Raw genomic sequence first — 23,365 nt, forward strand, 5'->3', positions numbered from 1 at the left:
GACCTTAATGCAAAAACATACCTATGGAAGTGGGGTGATCGGCAATTGTGCCTTTATCGCCCATGTGGAACTGGACACGAATATCAGTTGGATGTGTCTGCCAAGATTTGATTCAGATTTTATTTTTGGGGGAATGCTAGACAGGGAGAAGGGTGGAGAATTCACCATTCATCCGGAGTCTGGAAATTTTAAGTCCTCTCAGGAGTATTTGGAAAACACCAATGTCCTGAAGACAACGGTCAAATCCGAAGAGGGAAGCTATGCTGTCACTGACTTTGCTCCCAGATTCAAAAACTTCGATCGCTACTACAAGCCACTGATGCTGATTCGCAAGATCGAAGCGATAGCTGGTTCGCCTAAAATTCTGATCAAATGCCAGCCTTCGGCTGAGCACGGAGCTAGACTTTTGAAATCCAGCATGGGATCTAATCATATCCGCTTTATGGATACCGATCAGGAACTGAGACTATCTACTAATGCTCCTCTGAGCTACATTATGGACGGGAAGGCTTTTGCCTTAAATAAGCCGGTTTATTTGGTGCTAACCTACGGAAGGCCTTTGGAAGCTCCAATAGAAACTACCTCGGAGCGGTTTTTACATGCCACTACAGCTTATTGGCAAGAATGGGTGAAGTCCACCAGTATTTCGAATTTTCATCAGAAGCTAGTACTACGCTCGGCTTTGATCCTGAAAATCCACCAGTACGAAGATACGGGAGCAATCATCGCTGCCTCTACCACCAGTTTGCCAGAATCTCCCGGATCTACCAGAAACTGGGATTACCGCTATTGCTGGATTCGGGATAGCTATTATACGCTGACTTGTTTCAATAGCTTAGGCCACTTTGAGGAATTAGAAAAGTACTTCGAGTTTATACATAACCTACGACCTGGACCTGATGGACGTTACCAGCCGTTGTATTCCATCACTGGAGATTCGCTTTTGATAGAGGAGATTTCAGATTTGGATGGGTATATGGGTGAGAGGCCAGTTCGCTTCGGTAATCAAGCTTATACCCACATTCAGAATGATCTTTACGGTCAGGTGTTGGTTTCCTTGCTGCCACTTTATTCAGATCAGCGTTTTACAGAAGAGGAGAGAAGTAGCTCCAAGCCGATGATCATGAATCTGCTGAATAAGATCGAAGCCACGATGAATGAGAAAGATGCGGGGCTCTGGGAGTTTAGAAATCTAGCTCAGGAGCACTGCTATACCTTCTTGTTTCACTGGGCAGGAGCCTGTGCTGCCGCAAAAATTGGTATTCGTCTGAAGGATGACAGCATGTATCAAAAAGCAATAGTTCTTCGGGATATGGCAGTTAAGAAAATAGAGGAGTGTTATCTCCCGGATCGTAAGGCGTATGGCCAGGCAATTGGGTCCACTTATATGGACGCTTCCACGTTACAGTTGATCACTATGGGATATTTTGGAGAAGATCTGGAGCGGGCAAATGATCATCTGAAAGCTTTGGAAGATGAGTTGTTGGCAAAGGATTTCCTATTCTATCGTTACAAGCACATGGATGATTTTGGTGTGCCAGAGACTACGTTCTTGATTTGTGCATTCTGGTACATTGAGGCACTAGCTTGCGTAGGAAGATTGAATGAGGCTGTAGAGGGCTTCGAAACCTTAGTGAAATACTGTAATCATTTGCAGTTATTCTCCGAAGATGTAGATCAGAAGACAGGAAGCCAATGGGGTAATTTTCCTCAGGCGTATTCTCATGTAGGATTAATGAATGCTGCTTTCCGTATTGGCAAAAAGCTGGACAGACCAAATTTCTTATAATTCGTTTTTAACCTTTGAGGTGTAATCCCGAATGTCGTCAGACTTCGGGATTTCCTCGAAGATTTAATTTTTTTGAACAAAAATCCTTTGAGGCCCAAAAAAGACCTCAAAGGTTATTCTTATAACCCATCAATTTTCTACAGTTGGTTTTCAGACTTAGTACAATCCTTGTAGTTTCCCGTTCTAATTAACTAGTACTACTTATGAGTTTCCAAAGATTTACAGCTGCCTTCTTATTGATCTGCCTTTCACTAGCCTTTTTTTCTTGTTCCAAAGACATTTACCGTAAGAATAATAAAGCGCATAAAAAGGCCGTCAAAGAAGCCACGGCTACCATTCAAGAAATTCCGAAAACAAAGGCTGAGCTGGATTACGATACCCTCAGCATTACTGATGAATGGGTTGGGACTACAAACTTCAGCATTAGAAAGCCAAATTATGTGATCATCCACCACACAGCTCAAGACTCATTGAAGCAAACGATTAATACATTCACATTAAGCAGAACTCAGGTAAGTTCTCATTATGTCGTAGGTAGAGATGGTGAGATCGTTCAGATGCTGAATGATTATTTGCGCTCTTGGCATGCTGGAAGAGGGAGATGGGGGAATGACACTGATCTTAATTCAGCTTCTATCGGAATAGAGTTAGATAATAATGGAAGTGAACCATTTACTGTGGCTCAGATTGAAAGTTTATTGGTTTTGCTCAAGCGATTGAAGTGGAAGTATGGAATTCCATCTGCCAATTTTATCGGTCATTCGGATATTGCTCCATCTAGAAAAGTTGACCCGAGTACCTATTTCCCTTGGAAAATGCTGGCTGAGGAAGGGTATGGCTTATGGTATGATGAGGATGTAGTTTTCCCGGTTCTATCTTCTCAGGATAGTTCACCTATCGCTATAGAAAGGTCAGACTCATTGCCACAGACTATGTTAGATCCAGTTTTGGCATTACGAATTATTGGCTATGACGTAAGTGATCCACAAGCTGCGATTAAATCATTTAAATTGCATTTTATTCAGCGGGATATAGATTCCGCATTGACTGAAACTGATAAGAGAATCTTGGATAATCTGTATAAAAAATACCTTTAGGGTAGTCAGCCACAGTGGGTACGGAGTGTGACGCAAAGGCCACAAAAGTAGGGGCGAAAAATCTTTCGCCCCTACATCATTTTTGATAATTAATACGGATATCAAGAAGTCAACTTCTGAAGCAATTGCCTCACTTGCTTAACTGATTTAATATTGAAATTTGCTTGGGTAAATGCATAGCCCACCCGGATGGAATAGGCATTTTTTGGCATCGCCTTGAACGTATCTTCATCGGTCCAGTCATCTCCAATCGCTAAGATAAAGTCGTATTCTGCGCCTTTCATCATTGCTGTGGCTGCTCGGCCTTTATTGATATCTGGGCGTTTGATTTCCAAGACCATATTTCCTTCCAAAACCTGCAAGTTGTGACCTCTGGCCATATATTTAAGATGACTGAAAAGTTCTCGCATCCTGAGATCTCCCAGACCACTTTCTACTTTTCTATAGTGCCAAACGAGTGAGTGGTGTTTTTCTTCGATGAAGGCTCCTGGAGTTCTTAGAACGTAATATTCCATGATCTGTCGGATATCATCTTTCCATCCGTCCTCTACTTCTGCATACAGTTCCCAATCTCCCTTGTTTTCCTTCTTTTTGACCCACACACCATGCTCAGCAATCATGTCTATATGTTGACCTTCAAACCATCTTCCAAGTGTGTCCTTATCTCTTCCTGAGATAACAACTACTTGAGCCAATTTGCTAAGGTCTTTTACTATCCCTTTCAATTCTGCATCTGGTATAGCCTTCTGAGGATCCGAGTGAAATCCAGTTAGCGTACCATCATAGTCTAGGAACAAAACAGCATTTTTTGCCTTTTTGAAGCTTGCCTGAATCTCGTTCATTACTTTAGCATCTACATCTTTGGAGGTAAGCTCTTCCTGCTTTCTCTTAACATGATCCAGACGATCCATGAACACTTTCACCCACTGGAATACATCGTATTTCTTCAAGCTTTCCTGCATGCTATTTATTCTGAATTTTTGCTCGTCCAGTGGCATGGACAGCGCATTGAATATGGCATCGACTACGCCTTGACGATCGTTAGGATTGACGAGAATAGCATCTTGAAGCTCTTTGGATGCACCAGCCATCTCAGAGAGAATCAATACACCGGTCTGGTCAGTTTTGCTGGCCACGAATTCCTTGCAAACCAAGTTCATACCATCACGCAGCGGAGTTACTAGCGCGATGTCTGACATGTTGTAAAAAGCACTGAGTTCTTCGAATGGAAAACTTCTGTAGAAATAGTGTACTGGTACCCAATTCAAAGTTGAGTACTCACTATTGATCCGGCCCACCAATAGGTCAATCTCCTCTTTGAGCTCTTTATAGGATTGCACTTTGTCCCGACTTGGTACCACGATCATGATCATGGATACTTTGCCATGAAGTTCTTTGTGCTGCTCTAGTAACTGATTAAAAGCTTGAATTCGCTGCGGAATTCCTTTGGAATAATCCAAGCGATCAATGGTAAGCAGCAATTTTTGATCTTCTACCTGCTTACCAAATTCCTCTACAAAGCGTAGCGTTCGCTTGCTTTTTGCTTGCTTCGCAAATTTATCGTAGTCAATTCCCATGGGGAATGAGTCCACATTGATGATTCTATTTTCAGCTTGGATGTAGCCGCTTTCGCTAGACAATCCTGTAATCCTACCGACTGCACTTAGAAAGTGACGCATGTCATCATAGGTGTGGAAACCAATTAAGTCAGCTCCACAAACTCCCTCCAACAATTCCTTTCTCCAAGGTATCATCCGGATAATCTCATAAGATGGGAATGGGATATGTTGGAAAAAGGCGATGGTGGCATTAGGCAGTACTTCACGCAGCATCTGTGGAAGTAAAAGCAACTGATAATCATGAATCCAGATGGTGTCGTCTGGACCTGCTTTTTTCAATATAGCATCACAAAACTTCTGGTTTACACGAACATAAGCCTCCCAATGCTCTGGGTTGTAAACCATGTATTGTGTGAAATAATGAAAAGCTGGCCAGAGCGTTTCGTTACTGAATCCTTCATAAAATTCTTCCACGTCTTCCTTGGATAAGAATACTGGAGCCATTTTGAGATCGTGAAGTTCGAGGATGATCTCCGCTCTTTGCTCGGGGTCGTCAACGGTATTTCCCGGCCATCCGATCCAAATATTCTCTCCTTCTTTATAGATAGATCCCAGTCCAGTTGCTAATCCTCCTGCACTTGGTTTGAACTCGAATCGGCCGTTGCGATGTCTTAAGCTGATAGGAAGGCGATTTGAAACGATAATGGTTTTTGACATATATAAGTAGTTTAAAAACGAGAAATGGAAAAGTCCAATTCAAAAAGGTGAGGAGTTAAGATAGAGAATATCTCCATGAATATAAACAAGATGAGCTCTGATGAGTTCATTCACTAGCCTTATTTCATGATTTGGTAACAAAAAAGCATCCGTTGCGTCGGATGCTTTTTTGTTAGTTACTAGCTACACTTTTGGGCTTTGTGTCTACTTTGGTCCAGATGAATTCTGCTAATTCTCTTCCCTGGGTGATTCCGTATTCGATCGCTGGTCTATAGTGAATCCCTCCATAAAACCTGCTCAATGCAGCTTCTTCTGCGGCTTGAGAAAAAGAGTCATATTCCCTAACTGGTAAGCCGTAGGCTACTTCAGAACTATCAACAATGTGAAACTCATCACCAAATAAATGAGCTAAGGTATAAGCAGCCGCTGCCGATGCTACACTATGGCCGCTGGTATGCTCCGGGAATGGTGGTGTTTGCAAAAGCGGTACCCATTGTTCATCTATATGTTGATTGATGTAGGTCTCTGGTCTGATCAAATTGCTTCTGTATTTTTCATCCCAGCAGGAAATAAAAGCTTCATTTAGTGAAATAGCAGTCAGTGCTAGTGCTTCTGCTGTCTCTTTCCAATCTTTCTTTGCAGCTTTAGAGACAATTGCAGCGATGCTCATCCAGTGACCACCCGGTGTGATTTTCTTTTCTGCAAACATCACATGACCTTTTACATTCATTTTGTAGGGATTGCAATCCCAAAATAGGGCAATGTTTTTTTGTTCTTGAGTAGCACCTTTATCCATGTCATATACTTCTTTGGCTACTCTGAAAAATTCACTTTCAGGATCTGTAGAAAAAGGAGGAGGGGGTAAGGGGCTGAATTGGGAAGCTGAGTCCAAGACGAAGGTTCTGATTTTATTCCAATGCGGTTCAATCGCCTCCATGTATGCAGGGGGAGTTGGCTGCCAAGTTCCTTCTTCTTCCGTTACGGTGAATTTTGGGAAAGATCGACTTTGGTGGTAATTGTCTTTTGATGAATATGCTTTAATTACGTCTCCCACTTCTTTGCCGTAGGCAATAGATGCTTCAAAAACATCCTCTGGGATACCCTTTGCTTTCAGGGTTTTATAGGTTGCATCCCTGTGCTCATTCATTAATTCTTCGGAAAAGATCAAGCCCGTTCCAACATAATAATAAGCTGCAAGCGAAGCTAGTGGTGGGTACACCTTTTCAGATGGTGTGAAAGTTACTTTCTCCGAACCATTTAATTGCCCAAGAAGGGACTCAGAATTGGGATCAACTGATGCGGCTACTTCATAAGCCGCCAAAGAGGCATAGCTGTAGATTCTTGCTGCCACTGGTGGAGAGAAAATATCATGAATAATCACTTCTGTGATTTTTTCCTGAGCTTCACTTATATAGTGTCCATCAGTGATGGCTTGGGAGTAATCGGCTTGTTCTGCGCATGAAGCTGCAATCAGGAGTAAGCCTGAAAAGAGCATGAATTTAACGGTACGCATATTTTAGGATTTAATTTTGTGGTTTTATTGGGATGGAAATCCTTGCTCTCTTTGGTTTTACGGATTTCTTTTTGACCTGTTCGGGCGTCAAAGCTATTGGAAATTAAGTAACTATCAAAAGGTTTCAGTCCAGAGCTATCCAATAGAGAGGCCCCGAATTACTTGCGGCAAGGCCAAAATGACTCGTTCCTACTTTGATTTTTTTAATAATTCGAATTTCGGACTTCAACAGAATATCATTTTGAAATAAGGTCTCATTCCAGCCATTTGGAGACCATTGGAAGGATATGAAGGGGGCTGCGGTGTTCCTACCCAGGTCTACTCTAAAATCTACAAAGTTACCACCAAGTAGGATTGCCTTCTCAGACTCTGACCAAGAAACAGAGAAAATAGGGGAAAGTTGGGCTTGATCTGGAAAGGGATCAAATATAAAACTTCCATCAGTTTGCTGAAGGTAGGCTCCTGAGCGAAATTCATATACAGCATGTTTCGAGGACTTTTCCAGCACTTCCTCTGAGAAAAGATCTCCTGGGCTTGACAACGCTGCATATTGTTGGTAGGAGCTATGTTTTTTCTTTATTCCTGGAATCTGCTTCATCAAATCGTCCCGGGTAGCAAAAGGCACCAGGCGATCTCCCATGTAGTGAAAGATTAAAGGATCAGCCTGACCATTTTCGTCAAAATCTCCATGATATAGCCAAAGCGGTTTCTCAACACTGGCTTTCAATTTGGAATTCAATCCAAGATTCCCTGTCAGAATATCCAAAGTTCCATCTCCATTTATATCAGCAACAGAAAGACTTTGAATCCAACCGGCAGAATATTCTAGCCCATTGACCTTTCTTTCCTTAAGGGATTTACCATCATTATTTTCGAAAACCCGTATTCCTTGCCAGTCTCCTGTGAGGATCAATTCTCCTTCTCCGTTTGCATTGAGATCAGCCCATACAGCTGAGTTAATCATTCCTAATTCAGTAGATGCGCCAAACCATTCTTTGGTCTTATCTATGAACATTCCGTTGCCTTGGTTGATCAGCAATGCGCTTTTGGGCGTAGCTCCATAATCTCCACTAACCACAGAACTGCCTACGAAAATATCCAGATCTCCATCTGCGTCTACATCGTGAATAGCTATGGTGGAGGTATTTTCTCCAATTTTAGGAAGTGCCATCGGATTAAACTGAAAGTCTCCTTTGCCATTTCCATAAAATATGCGATCAAAGTTGAATAGCGCACCGCCTTTATATTCATTTCCACCACTTCCTACATATAAGTCAAGATTCTCATCACCATTCAAGTCTGCAAACTCTGCAACAATATCTTCTGCCTTAGCTAGCTGCTCGAAGACAATGTTTTCCTTTTCAACAAATTCTCCATCGGGAAGTTGGAGGAAAAGCGCACCTGGCTGATCCAAGGCTCCGCCTACGTAGAAATCATCCAAACCATCATTATTAACATCACCAACAGCTAAAGAAGGCCCCATGCTTGCAAAGCTTTTTGGAGTCAGATACTCTCGTTTAGTTTCATCGATATTATTTTTTTCCTGGTGTACCCATCGCACTTCAGGGAATGAGTTTTCTTGGAGATTCTTGCTTTCTGGGATGATGTATGGTTTTCCAGTGCCTTGGGTTAGGGTATAAGTTTGGTCGATTGAGTCTACTTGAAAAATCTCACTAGCGCCACTTGGCCAAGCTACGGAAAGGGAATCTATAGATTGAGCTTTTCCCAAGCCAAAAACCAACGTGGAGGAAGTACCTGACATGAATCCTCGGCTTCCAGAATATTGTTGGAAAATAGAATTGCCATTATAATAAACTCCAACTTTGGCTCCCATACCTAGAGGGTTATTTCCTTTGCCTGCTAGATTGATTCGGAGAAAAGAATTGCCTGATTTTTCAGCGTGATTTTGATAGATAAATGGAGGTTGATTTAGGTTATTGATGATCAAATCCAGATCGCCATCATTGTCCAAATCAGCATAAGTTGAGCCATTTGAGTAACTAGGTTGATCCAAGCCCCATATCCTGAATTGATCTTCAAATTTCAATCCTCCTTTATTTCTAAAACTGAGATTTGGGAGTTTTACAGTTGGAAGCATCTCAATTTGCTTTCGGCGAAGCTCAGTCATGCTCAAATTTGGCTCTGCTTGCTGACTGTATTGAATAAAATCAAGATCATTTGGGCGCTTTTCAATTCCATTAGTGATATAAATATCAGGTAATCCGTCATTATCCATGTCAAAAATCAAGGGAGACCAACTCCAGTCTGAAGCATGTACCCCAGAAAAAAGTGCGATCTCACTGAAGCCTTCACTGCCTTGGTTGAGTTGAAGATGGTTACGGACGTATTGATCGGAATACCCAAATTTCTTTTTAATCTGATACACTTCTTGCTTGTCTTCCCCCACGGATTTCATCCAAATCGCTGGATCTATCGGCAACATATCAGTTGTGAAAATTTCGGGTAATCCATCTCCATTTATATCAGCCAGATCATTACCCATGCTGTACCTGCTGGTGCTTGAAATGAGGGTTTGTGCAGATTCTCTGAATGTACCATCCTGCTGGTTCAGGTAGAGGTAATCATTTTCGGTAAAGTCGTTAGAAACATAAATATCTTGCCAGCCATCTCCATTGATATCTTCTGTGCCGACTCCAAGTCCAAAACCCAGAATACTGGAATATATTCCTGAAGCTTTCGTGACATCTTCGAATCCAATTTCTCCTTCGGAAGTCAAATTTTTAAATAGCTTATCACCCAAAGCATCAGGAATGTTTCTTTGATCAGCTTTCGCAAAAACCTCAGGAGATTTTACAGAATGAGTTAAGAGATACAGGTCCAAGTCTCCATCCCTATCGAAATCTAAAAATGCAGCTTGGGTGCCAAAGCCAATAAAATCGACTCCATATTCCTCCGCTTTCTCTTCGAATTTGCTGTTGCCTAGATTGAGATAAAGCCTGTTTCTGCCCAATAATCCTTTGTAATTCCCAATTTGGGAGACATAGATATCCAGCAAGCCATCGCCATTCACATCAGCCATACTTACTCCGGTAGACCAGCCACCATTTCCACTTACTCCGGCAGACTCAGTAATGTCTTCAAACTGAAAATTGCCTTTGTTGAGGTAGAGGCGATTTGAAACTTGATTCCCTGCAAAATACAAATCCACCAATCCATCATTGTTGATGTCTCCAGCAGCCACTCCGCCTCCATTATAGAAATACAAGTATTCAAGAATGTTCAGTGAGTCGGTTGAGGTGAGTGAGTTTTCAAACGTTATTCCGATCTGCTCATTCTCCATCAACTCAAAAAGTGTCTCTGTTTTTTTCTCCTGGCAAGAAAAAACAACTCCAAATCCAACCAGAAAGACAATTGATAATCTCCTCATTTCTACACGCTCAATACTTCCAAATCTCAGCTTTAGCATTGTTTTTTACCACCAATATTTTGCCGTCTCCGAGTGATGAAAAAGCTCTGACGTCTCCCGCTAGTTTCAGTCCATTTTTAAAGTTTGGCCAATAATCAAACGTGCCATCTCCCTTACCTATCAGTACATCTCCATAGCTGGCATCGTATTTACCTACCTCAGGTTTAGCATTGAAAAGATTTCCACCAAGTATCAAATCTTGGATTCCATCTCCATCGAGGTCAGAGACATGAATTGCAAATACATAGGACCTCTGAGCCATTCTTGGAAAAGGCTTCCAGGAGAATTTGCCAGTTCCATTGTTCATCAAAACGCCTGACTCCAAGCTATTCAGTTCGTTTATGATGGACCTATCCAAAACTTCCTGAGGGAAAATGTCAGTGAGCGTCTGGTTATTGTAATTGCTGTATCGCATGTACCGCTTTTTCACTGAAGGAATTTGTCGTTCAAGCTCATGCTTTAACGTGTAAGGAACTTGCACTTCCCCTTCCTGACGCGTGAAAATGTGTTCTATGGACCCATTTTGATCAAAGTCATTCAGATACATTCGGACAGGTGTACTATCAGAAACCTTGAAACGTGAGTTCAATCCGTTATTTCCCAAAATCAAATCCGGAAGTCCATTGCCGTCCAAGTCTGCCACTTCCAGAGTTCTATACCAACCTTTGAGGTTTTCTAGCTCTGGCATCTCTATTTTTTGCAGTTTACCACCTGTATTTTTGAAGAAAATAGGAGCTGTCCACTCCCCAACAAGAACAAGATCTTTCAAACCGTCATTGTCCCAATCTACTACTTTGGCATCAGTAATCATTCCTATTTCTTTCAATTCGGGAGCGAACGTGGCTGTTTGGTCGCTGAAGTTTCCAACTCCATCATTAATCCAAACGCTACTGTTTGCAGGTGCTCCATAGACAAAAGGGACAAGTCGACCGCCGACAAATAAATCGGGGGCTCCATCTTCATTGATATCAAGAACTTGTACTACGGAGCTACTTACACGGTTTAAATTGAAACTTGATTGTTGACTTTTGGTGAAGTTACCTTTTCCGTCATTTAAGTATAATCTATCTGTAAGTTCAGGTGCTCCTAGTCCAGATTCGTTACCTCCAGATGCGACCAGCAAATCAAGCGTCCCATCTGCATTTGCATCAAAGAAAACAGCATCCATGTCTTCAGAAACAGCATCTTCTTCAAAAGTTGCTTGATTTGAGAACGTGTAATTTCCATCGCTAGATCCTATAAATAACTTCGCTGCAAATCCTTTTGCTCCACCAAAAAACAAATCATCAACGCCGTCTCCATTCACATCAGCTTTCGCAAAAGCTGGCCCTTCTGTAGAATACATATGAAATGTGAGACGATCCCGATCAAAATCCACCATGGGATTTTCCTTGTGTGTGAAATCAATATTTACCTTGTCCTCCTGATGAAAAAAAGGTTCAGTCGGTTGCTCAAAGAAATACTCACCTTCTGCAAGAGGTTTGGATTCAATCCATTTGAGTGTAAGTAATTGATCCGCTAGGACGTTTTCAACGTGTGTGTAAGTTCCATCAGGCCATAAAACTTTGACTTGATCTACTTTTTTAATTTTGCCAAGACCAATCGTCAATTTTGGATCTACAGAAGATTCAAAACCCCGGTTAGGCATTTGCTCTATATAGAAAATCTGATCGCCAGCAAGGAGCTTCACTTGTGCTCCAATAGCTTGCGAGTTTTTATCTTTTCCGATCAGTTGTAGTTGCAGGGAATGGTTTTCAGGGAATAATTCTCTTCCTATGTTTTTGAATAAGGAAGGAGAATTGTTGACGTTGTTCACAATTAAATCAAGTGTACCGTCATTATTCAAATCCCCATAGGCTCCTCCATTCGAGTGAATGGCTTTTCCGAGCCCCCAAGCATCAGCTATATTTTCAAACTTTAAGTCCCCTAGATTTCTAAACGCGTAATTAGGGACAGGATTAATCGGGATTGGATCAATCAGTGCTTTATAATTAACGCCTTCCTGAGAGATGATTTTGCTTTTGGTTGCGTCATCATCGATGAAATTAAGGTAATCTAAATCAGTAATGTCTTGATAGATTCCATTAGCGACAAACAAATCTCGCCTGCCATCATTGTCCATGTCAAAAATCAAGGCTCCCCAGCTCCAGTCGGTAGCTTCCATATTGGCAAGCCTGCCCATTTCACTGAAAGTTCCATCTCCATTATTGATGTGGAGCATGTTTCGGGAAAATTGGTAGTGGTATCCGTGAGTTTTGTTGAATTTAAATTTATCCCAGTTTTCAAAAGTGGTTATTTGCTTCAGGCGTTGTTGTGGCTCGGGAAGCATATCTGTGACAAAAATATCCAGCATTCCATCCCCATTGATGTCAGCTATATCTGCACCCATAGAAGCAGCAGAAATGGAGCGCATGGCTGTTTCCAATGATTCGGTAAAAGTACCGTCTTGATTGTTGATGTAGAGGTAATCCTTCTCAAAGAAGTCATTGGAAATGAAAATATCAGGCCAAGAATCCTGATTAACGTCTCCTATGGTTATCCCGAGTCCAAAACCTATTAGGGAACCATAGATTCCCGCTTCTTCGCTTACATCTATGAATTTGCCATTATCATTCCTGAACAGCTTATCACCTCCAACTGCATCCCTTTTTGGTCGCTCATTTTGCATTTTATTGAAGCTACCGATAGCTTGATAGCTGTTGTTTAGCAAGTAAACATCCAGGTCACCATCTTTATCATAATCGAAAAAAACGGCGTGAGTAGAAAAGCCCTGATCTGCTAAACCATAGATTTCAGCTTCTTCGGTGAAGGTGCCATCTCCTTGGTTGATAAATAGTTCATTCTGTTTATTGTCTCCGGCGATATCTCCGGAGTTACACACATATATATCCAGTTGGCCATCTCCATTTACATCTGCCATGGCTACCCCTGTACTCCAAGCTCTAGTCCCGGCAGTTCCTGATGCTTCCGTGACATCCTCAAATTTAAAATCGCCTTTATTGAGGTAAAGTTTGTTAGAGCCTAAATTACCTGTGAAGTAGATGTCCAGTAATCCATCGTTATTTACATCTCCTAGTGCTACGCCGCCTCCATTATAGAAATTTCGGTAGGTGAAAATATTGAACTCTTCATCAAATGGAAGGTCATTTCGAAAAGATATTCCAGCAGAAATAGGGTCTATGGACTGGAATAAAGTGGGAGATTCTTCTATTTTCTCGGCGCAAGAAGTAGCCAAAATAAAAATGAGGAATGTTAGTGTTTTACTGTTCATGATGGATACTCTTCAAGCTGCTTTTGAATCTTCAGATCCACGATTTCTGCTCTCACTGTGGAAAGATTCTTCTTATAAATCCTAACTCGCCTGTTCCCGTCCATTTTTACAAAGACCACCTGCGAACCATCCTCGCTATTGACTTCTATAAAACCATCTCCATACCACTGCTCATACAATGCGACAACGTCTGCTCTGAGTTTTTCTACAGCTAAGTCTTCATTCCAGGGAGCCCATCCATCGTAGGAATAATCTGCGGGCATCAAGTAAATTTTGTCTTGATCAAATTTAGGGTAAAAACGCATTTTTGTTGGAAGCCCTGATGGCATTTCCACCTTGTATTCTATAGAAAGTTCAGTTGGACCATTGAGCAAGATGCCTTCTTGATTCATTTTCCAGCACTTTTCATAAAAGGTCTTTTTTTCCATTCCCAGCTCTAATCCTAAAAATAGTTCGTTGAAGGTTTCGCCTGAAGCCAGTTCATTATCTTCCATTCTTTGATAATCAGATTTGCATGAAATACAGCTTAGAAGTGCTACAATAAGAATGTGAGAGAAAAGGTACAGTTGTTTATGGATGGTCTTCATGATTCGTAATATATCGTTTGATAGATGAATTAGTAAATACCTAACGAATGGGGCTAAATAATTGAATTTGGGATATCCGGAGATTTCAATCTTTAAACCAGTAAGAATTTGCTTGGCAATTTAAGTGAAAAAAGGAAGTGCAGTAGTTGCACTTCCTTTTAATACTATCAAATAAGGGTTATTTAATAACCTGGGTTCTGTACAAGATTAGGGTTGGCATTGATCTGCTGAAGTGGAATAGGGAAGATATTTCTGAAAGATTCAGAAGCTCCTTTTTCCCACCATGCTTGGCCAAACTTACCAAATCGTATCATATCTGTTCTTCTGCTCGCTTCAGCAAACATTTCGAATCCTCTTTCATCATAGATCGCATCTAAAGTAATTTCTGTTAATGGGTCAAGACCTGCTCTTGTTCTTACTTGGTTCAATGCATCCAATGATTCAGCAACTTTTCCTTGTCTAAAAGCAGCTTCTGATTTAATCAAAATCATATCAGCCAAACGGAATAGTGGATAATCATTACTCAATTCCTGTCCTGCTCCAGGAGCGAATTCAAATTTCCCTACTCTAACACCAGCTTGTCTTAAAGCATTTGGAGCAAGCATGTTGATTTGAGGAGTGAAGGTTAATGGTGCTCCATCAGGATCCGTAGCTTCAAAAGAAAGATCCTCTAAACGAGATCCATCAGAAGAGAATTGAGGACCAGCTATGAAACTTTGCTTTCTAACATCATTGTCATCGAAGTTATTGTAGAATTCTTCGAGAGAAGCATAACCATTCCAAGGCTGTGCGCTTAGATCAAATGTGTTTTGATTCAAATAGTGCAAGGTCATCATAGCCAGGTTAAATCCTGCAGCATTATTCTCATCGTACGGAAGGGTGAGAATGTTTTCAGTGGAACCGCTATTTCTTGTCGCAAAGTTTGAAAAGAAGTTAGAGGTAAGAGAATATGGACCAGAAATAACTTCATTTGCAGCTTTTTCAGCATCAGCCCATCTCGCCGTTCCTGTGTATATTTCTGCATTCAAGTACAGCTTAGCAAGCATCGCATTGGCAGAATAATAATTCAAGGTAGTTCTCGTGTCTTCCTTAGGAAGTAGCGCGATGTTATCCAAAATTGATTTCTCAATAAAATCAAATACCTCTTGACGAGAATTATTAGTCGGGTTTCCGCCAGTTGACTCCTCTGTGATGATAGGGACATTACCAAACGAATCTAATAACCACAGGTATGGAAGTGCTCTCAATACCTTAAGTTCAGCTACCAGAAGTTCAACATCTGGAAATGAAATAATCAAGTTGTTGATTTCTCCAATCGCCGTGAAGCAATAATTCCAGGAGTTATTGAATGCGTCTTCTGAAGTACCCCACGTATGTCTGTGCATTCTCAACCAAATACCACCATCCTCCCAATCCGGACCTTTTTGAGGAATAGCCATTTCATCAGAAGCGACTTCATTGATAGACCAAATACTATTATGACCACCCCAGCTCCCCACAATTCTGGAGTAAGCAGAAGCTTTAAGTACCTCTATTAGCTGAGGATTGTTGCTGTTTGCTACATCTTCTGGAGTCACACCGTCAAGTACTTCTTGCTCTAGTTCCCAGCATGATCCCAGCAAGAAAAGCGCTGGAACCAATAGACAGATTTTACTTATATATTTTAACATGTCTCTGTTTTTAAATTAATTATTTGAAATTAAGAGATACACCTAAAGTGAATGACCTCGTCTGGAAGTAGGTGTTTCTACGCTCCAGACCTGGAGATAATGAAGTGGTAAAGCCATCGCCATTTTCAGAGTCAGTGATCCTAACTTCAGGATCTATACCTGTATAACCCGTAATTGTGAATAAATTTTGCGCCGCAAAATACACTCGGAATGAATTCAGGTTTTGTGAAGGTGTTTTGAAATTGTATCCCAATTCCATGTTGTCCAAACGGATGAAGGATGCATTTTCAATGTATGAACTGTTGAACGTAGGTGTGGAAGTCACCACTGGAGTTTTATCAGTAATTACAGAGTTCCAAGTGTTAGAAGATGCATCTTGGTTTTCATAGAAACCTCTGTAAGAATTATAAAGATCATGACCCCATGCTCCTCTTAAGAAGAAACTCAAGTTCCAACCTCCATATACGAAATTGTTTGCTACACCGAACTCACCCTTAGGTAGTCCATTTCCAAGTTTTTGGAATTCATTTGGGTCTGTAGTTGAAAGGATATATTGACCATCTTCAGTTAAACCTTCCAATACAGGACCGTAGAAATCCCCTAAAGTTTGTCCTACTCTGTTGTAAACGATTGGGTTGTTATTCTGTCCTGGTGCACCTGGAGTAGCGAATCTAAGCTCGTCAAAACCTAGGTCGCCTGCAGATAAACTTTCAATTGTTGTTTTGTCATAAAGTGTAAAGTTTACACTTGGTTGCCATTTGATAGCTCCTAAGGAAACATCATTTGCGCTTAATGCAAATTCAAATCCTGCGGCTCTTAAATCGGCAAGATTCACCCATGTCGAAGATGCAGTATTGAATCTTCCTGGATCAAATGGGTTAGGAGCCCCTGTTGCTACTGGTACATTAAATAGTAGGTCAGAAATATTCCTGATGTAATAATCCATACTACCTGTCAACTTATTATTCCATATTCCGAAGTCCAAACCAAAGTTTAATTCTTGTTTAGTCTCCCACTTCAAATCCTTGTTTGGATTTGAGTTTTGTACGATTCCTACAAACACATCATTTTGAGTCAATGGATCTCCATCTAGGTCAACTCTGTTACCGTTGCCATAAACACCCAAGGCCAAAGTAGGAGAAGGGGGAAGATTACCCGTGATCCCGAAGGAAGCTCTAGGCTTAAACTGGCTGAAAACTCCCATGTCAAATACTTGGGTAAAATCAGATCCTAAGCTGACCGCAGGAAAAACACCTGTCTGATTATTTGCTCCAAATCCAGAATATGTTTCAGCTCTTACAGAAGCAGAAAGAAAGAACTGGTTGTTCAAATTGAAATTAGCTCTACCAAAAAGAGAATTTAACTGATCTTCATTGGCGTAAGAGGCAATCTCAGTGCTATTGCCAAGACGAATAGAGCCAGCTCCTAAGTTGTCCCACCCTAAATCAAATAGATACTGCTTAACTCTTGCATTGAAACCTTGATTTTTGGTGGACTGAGTCGCTACGCCGCCTAATAATGTCATGTTAAGACCATCCATAAGGTCAAGTTCATAACGAAGGGTAGATTCAAAGATTTTTTGCACTCTATCATTTGTTCTTCTTTGAGCCGATCCACCGGTTCCAAGTCCTACGTTATAATCTAATCTTGACCAGAAATCACCAGAAAGCGTGTTGCTTCTATCCTGAGAGTATTGTGCAGAAATAGTTAGGTTCGTCAAAATGTCGAATTCAGCTCTGTATGAAACGAGTGCCGACTTTGTCTCACTTACGAACTTCTGCTGATTTGCTAAAGCTACAGGGTTGAAGAAATCAAATAAATCTCTTTGGAAATAACCACCAAATCGCTCTTCAGCATCTTGCGTATTTTCGAAAATTGGCGCAGTAGGATTATACAGTGTTGCATATCTGAAAGCGGCATCATTGATTGACTCCCTGTCTACGTTAGTAAAAGACAAGTTGGCATTCAATCTTAGCCTGTTATCTAGCGCACCTTGTGAGAGGTTGAGACGTGTGTTTAGTCTCTTATTTGCTACGCCATTTACGATTCCTTGATTATCTCGGTAATTGACAGCAGCCATATAGTTGGTGTTATTGAAGCCACCTGATACACTTGCATTGGTAGTGTAAGAGTAAGCATTGTCAATTAATTCATTTCTCCAATCTGTATTACTTCCGAAATCTGTCCCACCTCTAGCTACGAATTCCTCTGCTGAGAGAACTGGGATAAGGTTTGTCGCCTGATCCATAGTGCCAAAAGCGTTGATAGCAACATTTACTCTTCCGTCTTTAGGATTCTTTTTTGTGGTTGTAATCAAAATTACCCCCGAAGAACCTCTAGCTCCATAGATTGCCGCTGCTGAACCGTCCTTCAATACATCGATTGATTGGATGTCATTAGGATCCACATTGTCCAATGAAGCACCGATAACACCATCCAATACAATTAATGGAGATGAGTTAGCTCCGAATGTTGACAAACCACGTAGACGCACATTGAAACCAGAATTTGGGTTTCCACCTGGTCTGGTGATTGATAATCCAGCTACTTTACCTTGGAGTAGTTGGGCTGGGTTTGATACGTTTCCTTTGTTGAAGTCCTCAGGCTTCACAGCTACTACTGCCGAAGTGATTTCTTTTTTGTCTTGAGTACCGTACCCGATTACTACCGCTTCTTCAAGGCTTTGAATATCCTCTTCTAAGTTGATAATAATGTTAGTCCGATTTCCAATTTCTACTTCTTGCGGTGTATAACCTATGAAAGAAATAACTAGAATTTGATCTCCTGCTTGCAGGTCCAGGGAAAATTTCCCGTCTAAATCAGTAGCTGTTCCACGAGTAGTACCTTTAATCAGTACAGTCGCCCCAGGAATAGACTCTCCAAGTAGCGGATCCATGACAGTTCCTGTCACAGTTCTGCTCTGGGCGTTTGCTACTAGAGTAGCGCAGAAGACTAGCGCTATAGCAAGTAGAAACGTCTTTTGTTTTAGTAAATAGTTTCTCATACGGTTTGGTTGTTAATTGATCTAGAAATAAAAAGGGCATTTTATATTTCAGTCCGAAAGTGTGGTAATAATTTTAAATTTGCAATTTTTGAATTTTTTCGAATTCTAGATCTGTAAAACATGATTTAACGGAATATTGTTTTAATTATTGATTTTATAGAAATAATAAAATCCGCCTATCATATTTTCAATGGAAATCGTTTTCCTTTTTCGAATTGTCATGATTTTGAGTTTTTTTTAAAAAAATGAAATAAAATTTCTGTGCCCCAATCCGGGATTTTTTTTCAGCCTGACTTAACTAAAAAAATTAAGAAACCTGGTTTTTGCAGTTAAAAAATTAGGGTTAGTTTAAAGCTGTTGAGTGCTTTATGAACTCGAGAACTTGGCAATCGGTGTAGTATGGTCCTGCTAATTCATCTTAAAAGAATTGCCATAAAAATGCAGTGTTTGAAAAGCTGATTATCTTTAGCTATAAACCAACTTTTATGAGGAAACAATTTCAATTCATTCTTTCCTTGGGAATGTCTCTTTCAGCGTTACTGTTTTGCGCTAGCTCTCTGGCCCAAGGTATCAAAGGAAAAGTGCGGACTTCAGATGGAGAACCACTCGCTTATGCATCAGTCTATATTCGAAATTTGGGTGACGGCGTACCCACCAATGAAGAGGGTAGCTACGAATACAAACTTCCAAAAGGAGTTTACGATGTACTGGTCCAATACCTTGGGTACAAATCTCAATTGGAGACTATCATCGTGACCGATGAATGGATTACAAAAGACTTTGTAATGGAGCCCCAGGAATATACGCTAGCTGAAGTAGAAGTAAGGGCCGGAGCGGAAGATCCAGCTTTGACTATTATGCGAAAAGCAATCGCAAAAGCGAAGTACCATCGGTTACAAATTCAAAAATATAGCATGACGGTCTATCTCAAAGGTACAGGGAAGCTGACCGATGCTCCTTTTTTCCTGAGAAAAACCATTGAAAAAGAGGGATTCAAACTCAATGAGGCATATACCTCAGAGTCAGTTTCTAGAATCACCTTCACTCAGCCAAACAAAGTAGAAGAAAAGGTAATCTCTATTCGAACTAACGGAGATAATCAATCCACTTCTCCTGCACCATACATTCAAACTACGTTCTATCAGGAGAAAATAAATGGGATCATTTCACCTCTTTCCCGGTCTGCATTTGTCTATTACAAGTTTCGTTATGAAGGAAGTTTTTTTGATCAAGACGTATTGGTAAGTAAGATTAAAGTCACTCCAAGGTCAAGAGGAGAGCAAGTATTCGAAGGCTACATTTATATTATTGAAGATTTATGGGCGATTCACAGTTTGAATCTGCAAACTTCCTTATTGGGCTTTCAGATTACGGCAAAGCAACAGTATGCTCCTGTTGCTGAGAATGTTTGGATGCCTTTGACACATACCTATGATTTTGGAGGTAAAATTTTTGGTTTCGAAGGGAATTTCAAATACCTAGCTTCCACTCGGGAATATGAGATAGAATTGAATCCTGATCTGGAAGTAGTCCCCGAAATCATAGATGAAAAAGTGCAGGAAGTGCCAGAGGAAGCAGTTGGGTTTAAAAAGTCTGTTTCTGCGTTGGAGCAATTAGCGAAGGAGGAGCCTAAAACGCGGAAGGAATATAGAAAGCTACTAAATGAATATGAAAAAGAATCCCTGAAAGAGCAGGATGAGCCTCAGGTGATCGAGGAGAGTTATTACGAAGTAGACTCTATGGCCAAAAAGTATAATCAGGCCTACTGGGATAGTATACGCCCTGTTCCGCTGACTGAAAGTGAGATCCAAGGCTATCAGCGGGATGATAGCTTGGCCACCGTGGAGGTAGCCAAAATGAGTGACGTGGATTCGGTCGCTAAAAAAGCTAGGAGTAAATATAAACCACTAGACTTTATGAATGGGGCCACCTATAATTTAGGGAAGGGAGCTTCGATTGGATTTAAGCAAAATTGGACTAAGATTTCTTTTAATACAGTGGAAGGAGCGAAGCTTGGTATGGGACTATTTTACAGAAAAGAGAAAATTACCAAGGCGGCAGATAGTGTGAGTATCCTAAGAAAGAGCTTTAATATTGAGCCTGAACTCCGCTATGGTTTTTCCAGCAATCGTTTCTATGGAAAAGTAGATTTTCGATGGTCAAGTACCCTGAATTTATCTGGCACCACCTTCGGGCTGAAGGGGGGAAGGTATATCTATCAGTTTAACGGTGGTGAACCTATCAACGAACAAGTAAACGCTGTATATTCTCTGCTTTTCAGGCAAAATTACATGAAATTATATGAGCAGGATTTTGCCCAGGTTTATTGGGCGCATCGGGTCAATGGTGGGATTACCTATCGTGTAAATATGACTTATGCTCATCGTACCGAACTGTTCAATACAAACAATTATAGTTTTTACAACAAGCCAGAACGAGCTTATTCGCCAAATCAGCCAGAAAATGTAGAGACAAACTCGGGTTCATTTTCCGATCATGATATTTTGAAACTGAACGCTGAAATGGAATGGTATCCAGGCGTAAAATATGGTATAAGGAATGGCCGAAAGTATAGGATCACCAATCGATCCCCATTGATAAAATTAACTTATAATAAAGCGTTTGGTGGCATAAATAGTGAGGGGACTGCAGCTGATTTTGATCACGTGGAGGTCGGAATTCAACATGATTACACTTTTGGAGTGAGTGGTAAGCTGGATTTCAATCTTTCTGCAGGAGTCTTTTTGTCAAATGATCAAGTTTACTTCCCTGATTTTCAGCATTTCGGAGGCAACCGTACTATATTTTCCAATTTTGGACCTGCTTCTAATTATCGTTTTATGGATTATTATAAGTACAGTACCAATTCTAAGTACTTTTCAGGCATAGTTCATTACCAATTCAGGAAATTTATTTTCACCCAATTGCCAATGCTTAGGTTCTCTGGAGTGAGAGAAAACATCTTCTTCAATTATTTAAAGACAGACAACTCTCCGAATTACTGGGAAGTAGGATATTCCTTGGATAATCTATTCAGGATATTCCGTGTGGAATTGGGAGCAGGCTTTGAAGATGCGAAATTCCTGCGTGGTGGAGTGAGACTTGGAGTGGCAACGTTTATCAATATAAACTAGAATATAAAGTGGTTTGAAACAGAAAAAGCCCGGATTCCCGGGCTTTTTCTGTTGATGATTTGAAGCATCAGACTTTCATAATGTCTACTTCTTTTTTAGCTAGAAGCTCATCTATTTTAGCAGAATATTGATCAGTTAGCTTTTGAACTACATCTTCAGCTCTTTTGATTTCATCCTCAGCTGCACCATCTTTTTGAAGTTTTTTCAACTCATCATTGATATCTTTTCGAACAGTTCTAAGAGAGATTTTTCCTCCTTCACATTCGTGCTTTGCCTGCTTGACAAGAGAAATACGTCTTTCCTCAGTAAGCGCGGGAATAGTCAAAATGATCACTTCTCCATTGTTTTGAGGAGCTAGCCCAAGGTCCGAGTTGATAATTGCCTTTTCAATTTCTGAAATCATCGAGCGCTCAAATGGCTTGATGGATAACGTACGAGCATCAGGTGTATTGACTGAGGATACTTGATTCAAAGGAGTATTTGCTCCATAATATTGAACCATGATCCCATCCAATAGATTAGGCATGGCTTTGCCTGCACGTATTTTTAAAAGTTCAGCAGCAGTATGATCCACCGCTTTCTGCATTAATTCTTTTGCTTCGTCTAAGTATAATTCGATTTCTTCCATGATTGTTAGCTTATAGAGAAGTGATCAAAGTACCAATTTCTTCGCCTTGTACCAATTTGCTGAGGTTTCCTGCCACATTCATGTCAAAAACAATAATTGGTAAGTTGTTTTCCTGACAAAGTGTAAAGGCAGTCATATCCATGACGTTAAGGTTCTTTTCGTACACTTCGTGAAACGAAATAGTTTTATATTTTGTGGCTGTTGAATCTTTTTCTGGATCAGCTGTATACACACCATCTACTCGGGTTCCTTTCAATACAATGTCTGCTTCTACTTCAATCGCTCTTAAACTAGCAGTAGAATCAGTTGTGAAATAAGGGTTACCAATACCGGCACCAAAAATTACAATACGGCCTTTTTCCAAATGGCGAATTGCTCTCCTACGGATAAATGGTTCGCAGACGCTTTCTATTTTGATACCAGACATAAGTCGAGTGTACATTCCACCTTGCTCAAGAGCACTTTGTAGTGCCATAGCATTGATCAATGTAGCAAGCATGCCCATGTAATCACCCTGAACTCTATCTATTCCCGATTTTTCGGCTTGCACGCCCCTAAAAATATTTCCACCTCCGATTACAATAGCTACTTCTACCCCCATGTCATGGACTTTTTTGATCTCCTGAGTGTATTGTTGAAGTCTAACTGGATCTATGCCGTAACTCTTATCACCCATTAGCGCTTCTCCACTGAGTTTGAGCAGTATTCTCTTGTATTTCATCGGTTTATAATTGGTTTTATATGACCATCCCAATAGCTATCGGGAGAATCTCACATGTTTTTTTAAATCTCCCCAGTTAGTAATTCCTGAGTCATGCTTGATTCCATTTGATTGGTGTTGATTTTTAGAAGTTTGTTTTCGCTAAAGTCGCGATTATTTGAGGCTCTTTATTTTTCAGGGAAGGGCTAAAAAGCTTTAGCAAATACACTGAAAAGGAATCGGGCATAACTCGATTTGCACAAAATAAT

Annotated in this window: 12 protein-coding genes; 3 read left to right on the plus strand and 9 right to left on the minus strand. The window is 40.7% G+C overall.

Annotation, left to right across the window (positions count from 1 at the left end):
- Nucleotides 1-7: 7 nt before the first annotated feature.
- Together QOL76_RS16630 and QOL76_RS16635 are read left to right on the plus strand one after the other, a co-directional pair.
- Complete coding sequence (locus QOL76_RS16630; protein ID WP_283414109.1) at nt 8-1,789, plus strand: glycoside hydrolase family 15 protein; 1,782 nt, start codon at nt 8-10, stop codon at nt 1,787-1,789.
- 203 nt (nt 1,790-1,992) lie between these two features.
- A complete protein-coding gene (locus QOL76_RS16635; RefSeq protein WP_283414110.1) occupies nt 1,993-2,886 on the plus strand; it encodes an N-acetylmuramoyl-L-alanine amidase in 894 nt (297 codons plus the stop codon).
- A 101-nt stretch (nt 2,887-2,987) separates the two neighbouring features.
- Here the strand turns inward: QOL76_RS16635 and QOL76_RS16640 are convergent, their stop codons facing one another.
- The 7 genes from QOL76_RS16640 to QOL76_RS16670 all read right to left on the minus strand — a co-directional run bounded on the left by QOL76_RS16640 (nt 2,988) and on the right by QOL76_RS16670 (nt 18,634).
- On the minus strand, nt 2,988-5,162 hold the full coding sequence (locus QOL76_RS16640; RefSeq protein ID WP_283414111.1) for a bifunctional alpha,alpha-trehalose-phosphate synthase (UDP-forming)/trehalose-phosphatase: 2,175 nt from the start codon (nt 5,160-5,162) through the stop codon (nt 2,988-2,990).
- A 172-nt stretch (nt 5,163-5,334) separates the two neighbouring features.
- Nucleotides 5,335-6,675, minus strand: a complete 1,341-nt coding sequence (locus QOL76_RS16645) for a vanadium-dependent haloperoxidase (protein ID WP_283414112.1) — start codon at nt 6,673-6,675, stop codon at nt 5,335-5,337.
- 124 nt (nt 6,676-6,799) lie between these two features.
- Entirely contained in the window at nt 6,800-10,102 is a 3,303-nt protein-coding gene (locus QOL76_RS16650; RefSeq protein WP_283414113.1) for a VCBS repeat-containing protein, read from the minus strand.
- Nucleotides 10,074-13,373 (minus strand): VCBS repeat-containing protein, encoded by a 3,300-nt coding sequence (locus QOL76_RS16655; protein ID WP_283414114.1) that lies wholly within the window; start codon nt 13,371-13,373, stop codon nt 10,074-10,076. The genes QOL76_RS16650 and QOL76_RS16655 overlap by 29 nt, the downstream gene beginning before the upstream one ends.
- Nucleotides 13,370-13,960, minus strand: a complete 591-nt coding sequence (locus QOL76_RS16660) for a hypothetical protein (protein WP_283414115.1) — start codon at nt 13,958-13,960, stop codon at nt 13,370-13,372. The genes QOL76_RS16655 and QOL76_RS16660 overlap by 4 nt, the downstream gene beginning before the upstream one ends.
- A 182-nt stretch (nt 13,961-14,142) precedes the next feature.
- Entirely contained in the window at nt 14,143-15,630 is a 1,488-nt protein-coding gene (locus QOL76_RS16665) for a RagB/SusD family nutrient uptake outer membrane protein (RefSeq protein WP_283414116.1), read from the minus strand.
- 19 nt (nt 15,631-15,649) lie between these two features.
- Nucleotides 15,650-18,634, minus strand: coding sequence for a TonB-dependent receptor domain-containing protein (locus QOL76_RS16670; RefSeq protein WP_283414117.1), 2,985 nt, complete (start codon nt 18,632-18,634; stop codon nt 15,650-15,652).
- A gap of 485 nt (nt 18,635-19,119) precedes the next feature.
- Here QOL76_RS16670 and QOL76_RS16675 point away from each other — a divergent pair, with 485 nt between their 5' ends.
- The gene (locus tag QOL76_RS16675; RefSeq protein ID WP_283414118.1) at nt 19,120-21,768 is read left to right on the plus strand and encodes a DUF5686 and carboxypeptidase regulatory-like domain-containing protein; all 2,649 of its coding nucleotides are present in this window, start codon (nt 19,120-19,122) and stop codon (nt 21,766-21,768) included.
- A 67-nt stretch (nt 21,769-21,835) separates the two neighbouring features.
- Here QOL76_RS16675 and frr read toward each other — a convergent pair whose 3' ends face one another.
- Nucleotides 21,836-22,396, minus strand: coding sequence for a ribosome recycling factor (frr, locus tag QOL76_RS16680; protein ID WP_283414119.1), 561 nt, complete (start codon nt 22,394-22,396; stop codon nt 21,836-21,838).
- A gap of 10 nt (nt 22,397-22,406) precedes the next feature.
- Complete coding sequence (gene pyrH / locus QOL76_RS16685) at nt 22,407-23,117, minus strand: UMP kinase (RefSeq protein ID WP_283414120.1); 711 nt, start codon at nt 23,115-23,117, stop codon at nt 22,407-22,409.
- Nucleotides 23,118-23,365 lie beyond the last annotated feature (248 nt).

This window comes from Algoriphagus winogradskyi (assembly GCF_900182815.1).
In the GTDB taxonomy this organism is placed as follows: domain Bacteria; phylum Bacteroidota; class Bacteroidia; order Cytophagales; family Cyclobacteriaceae; genus Algoriphagus; species Algoriphagus winogradskyi.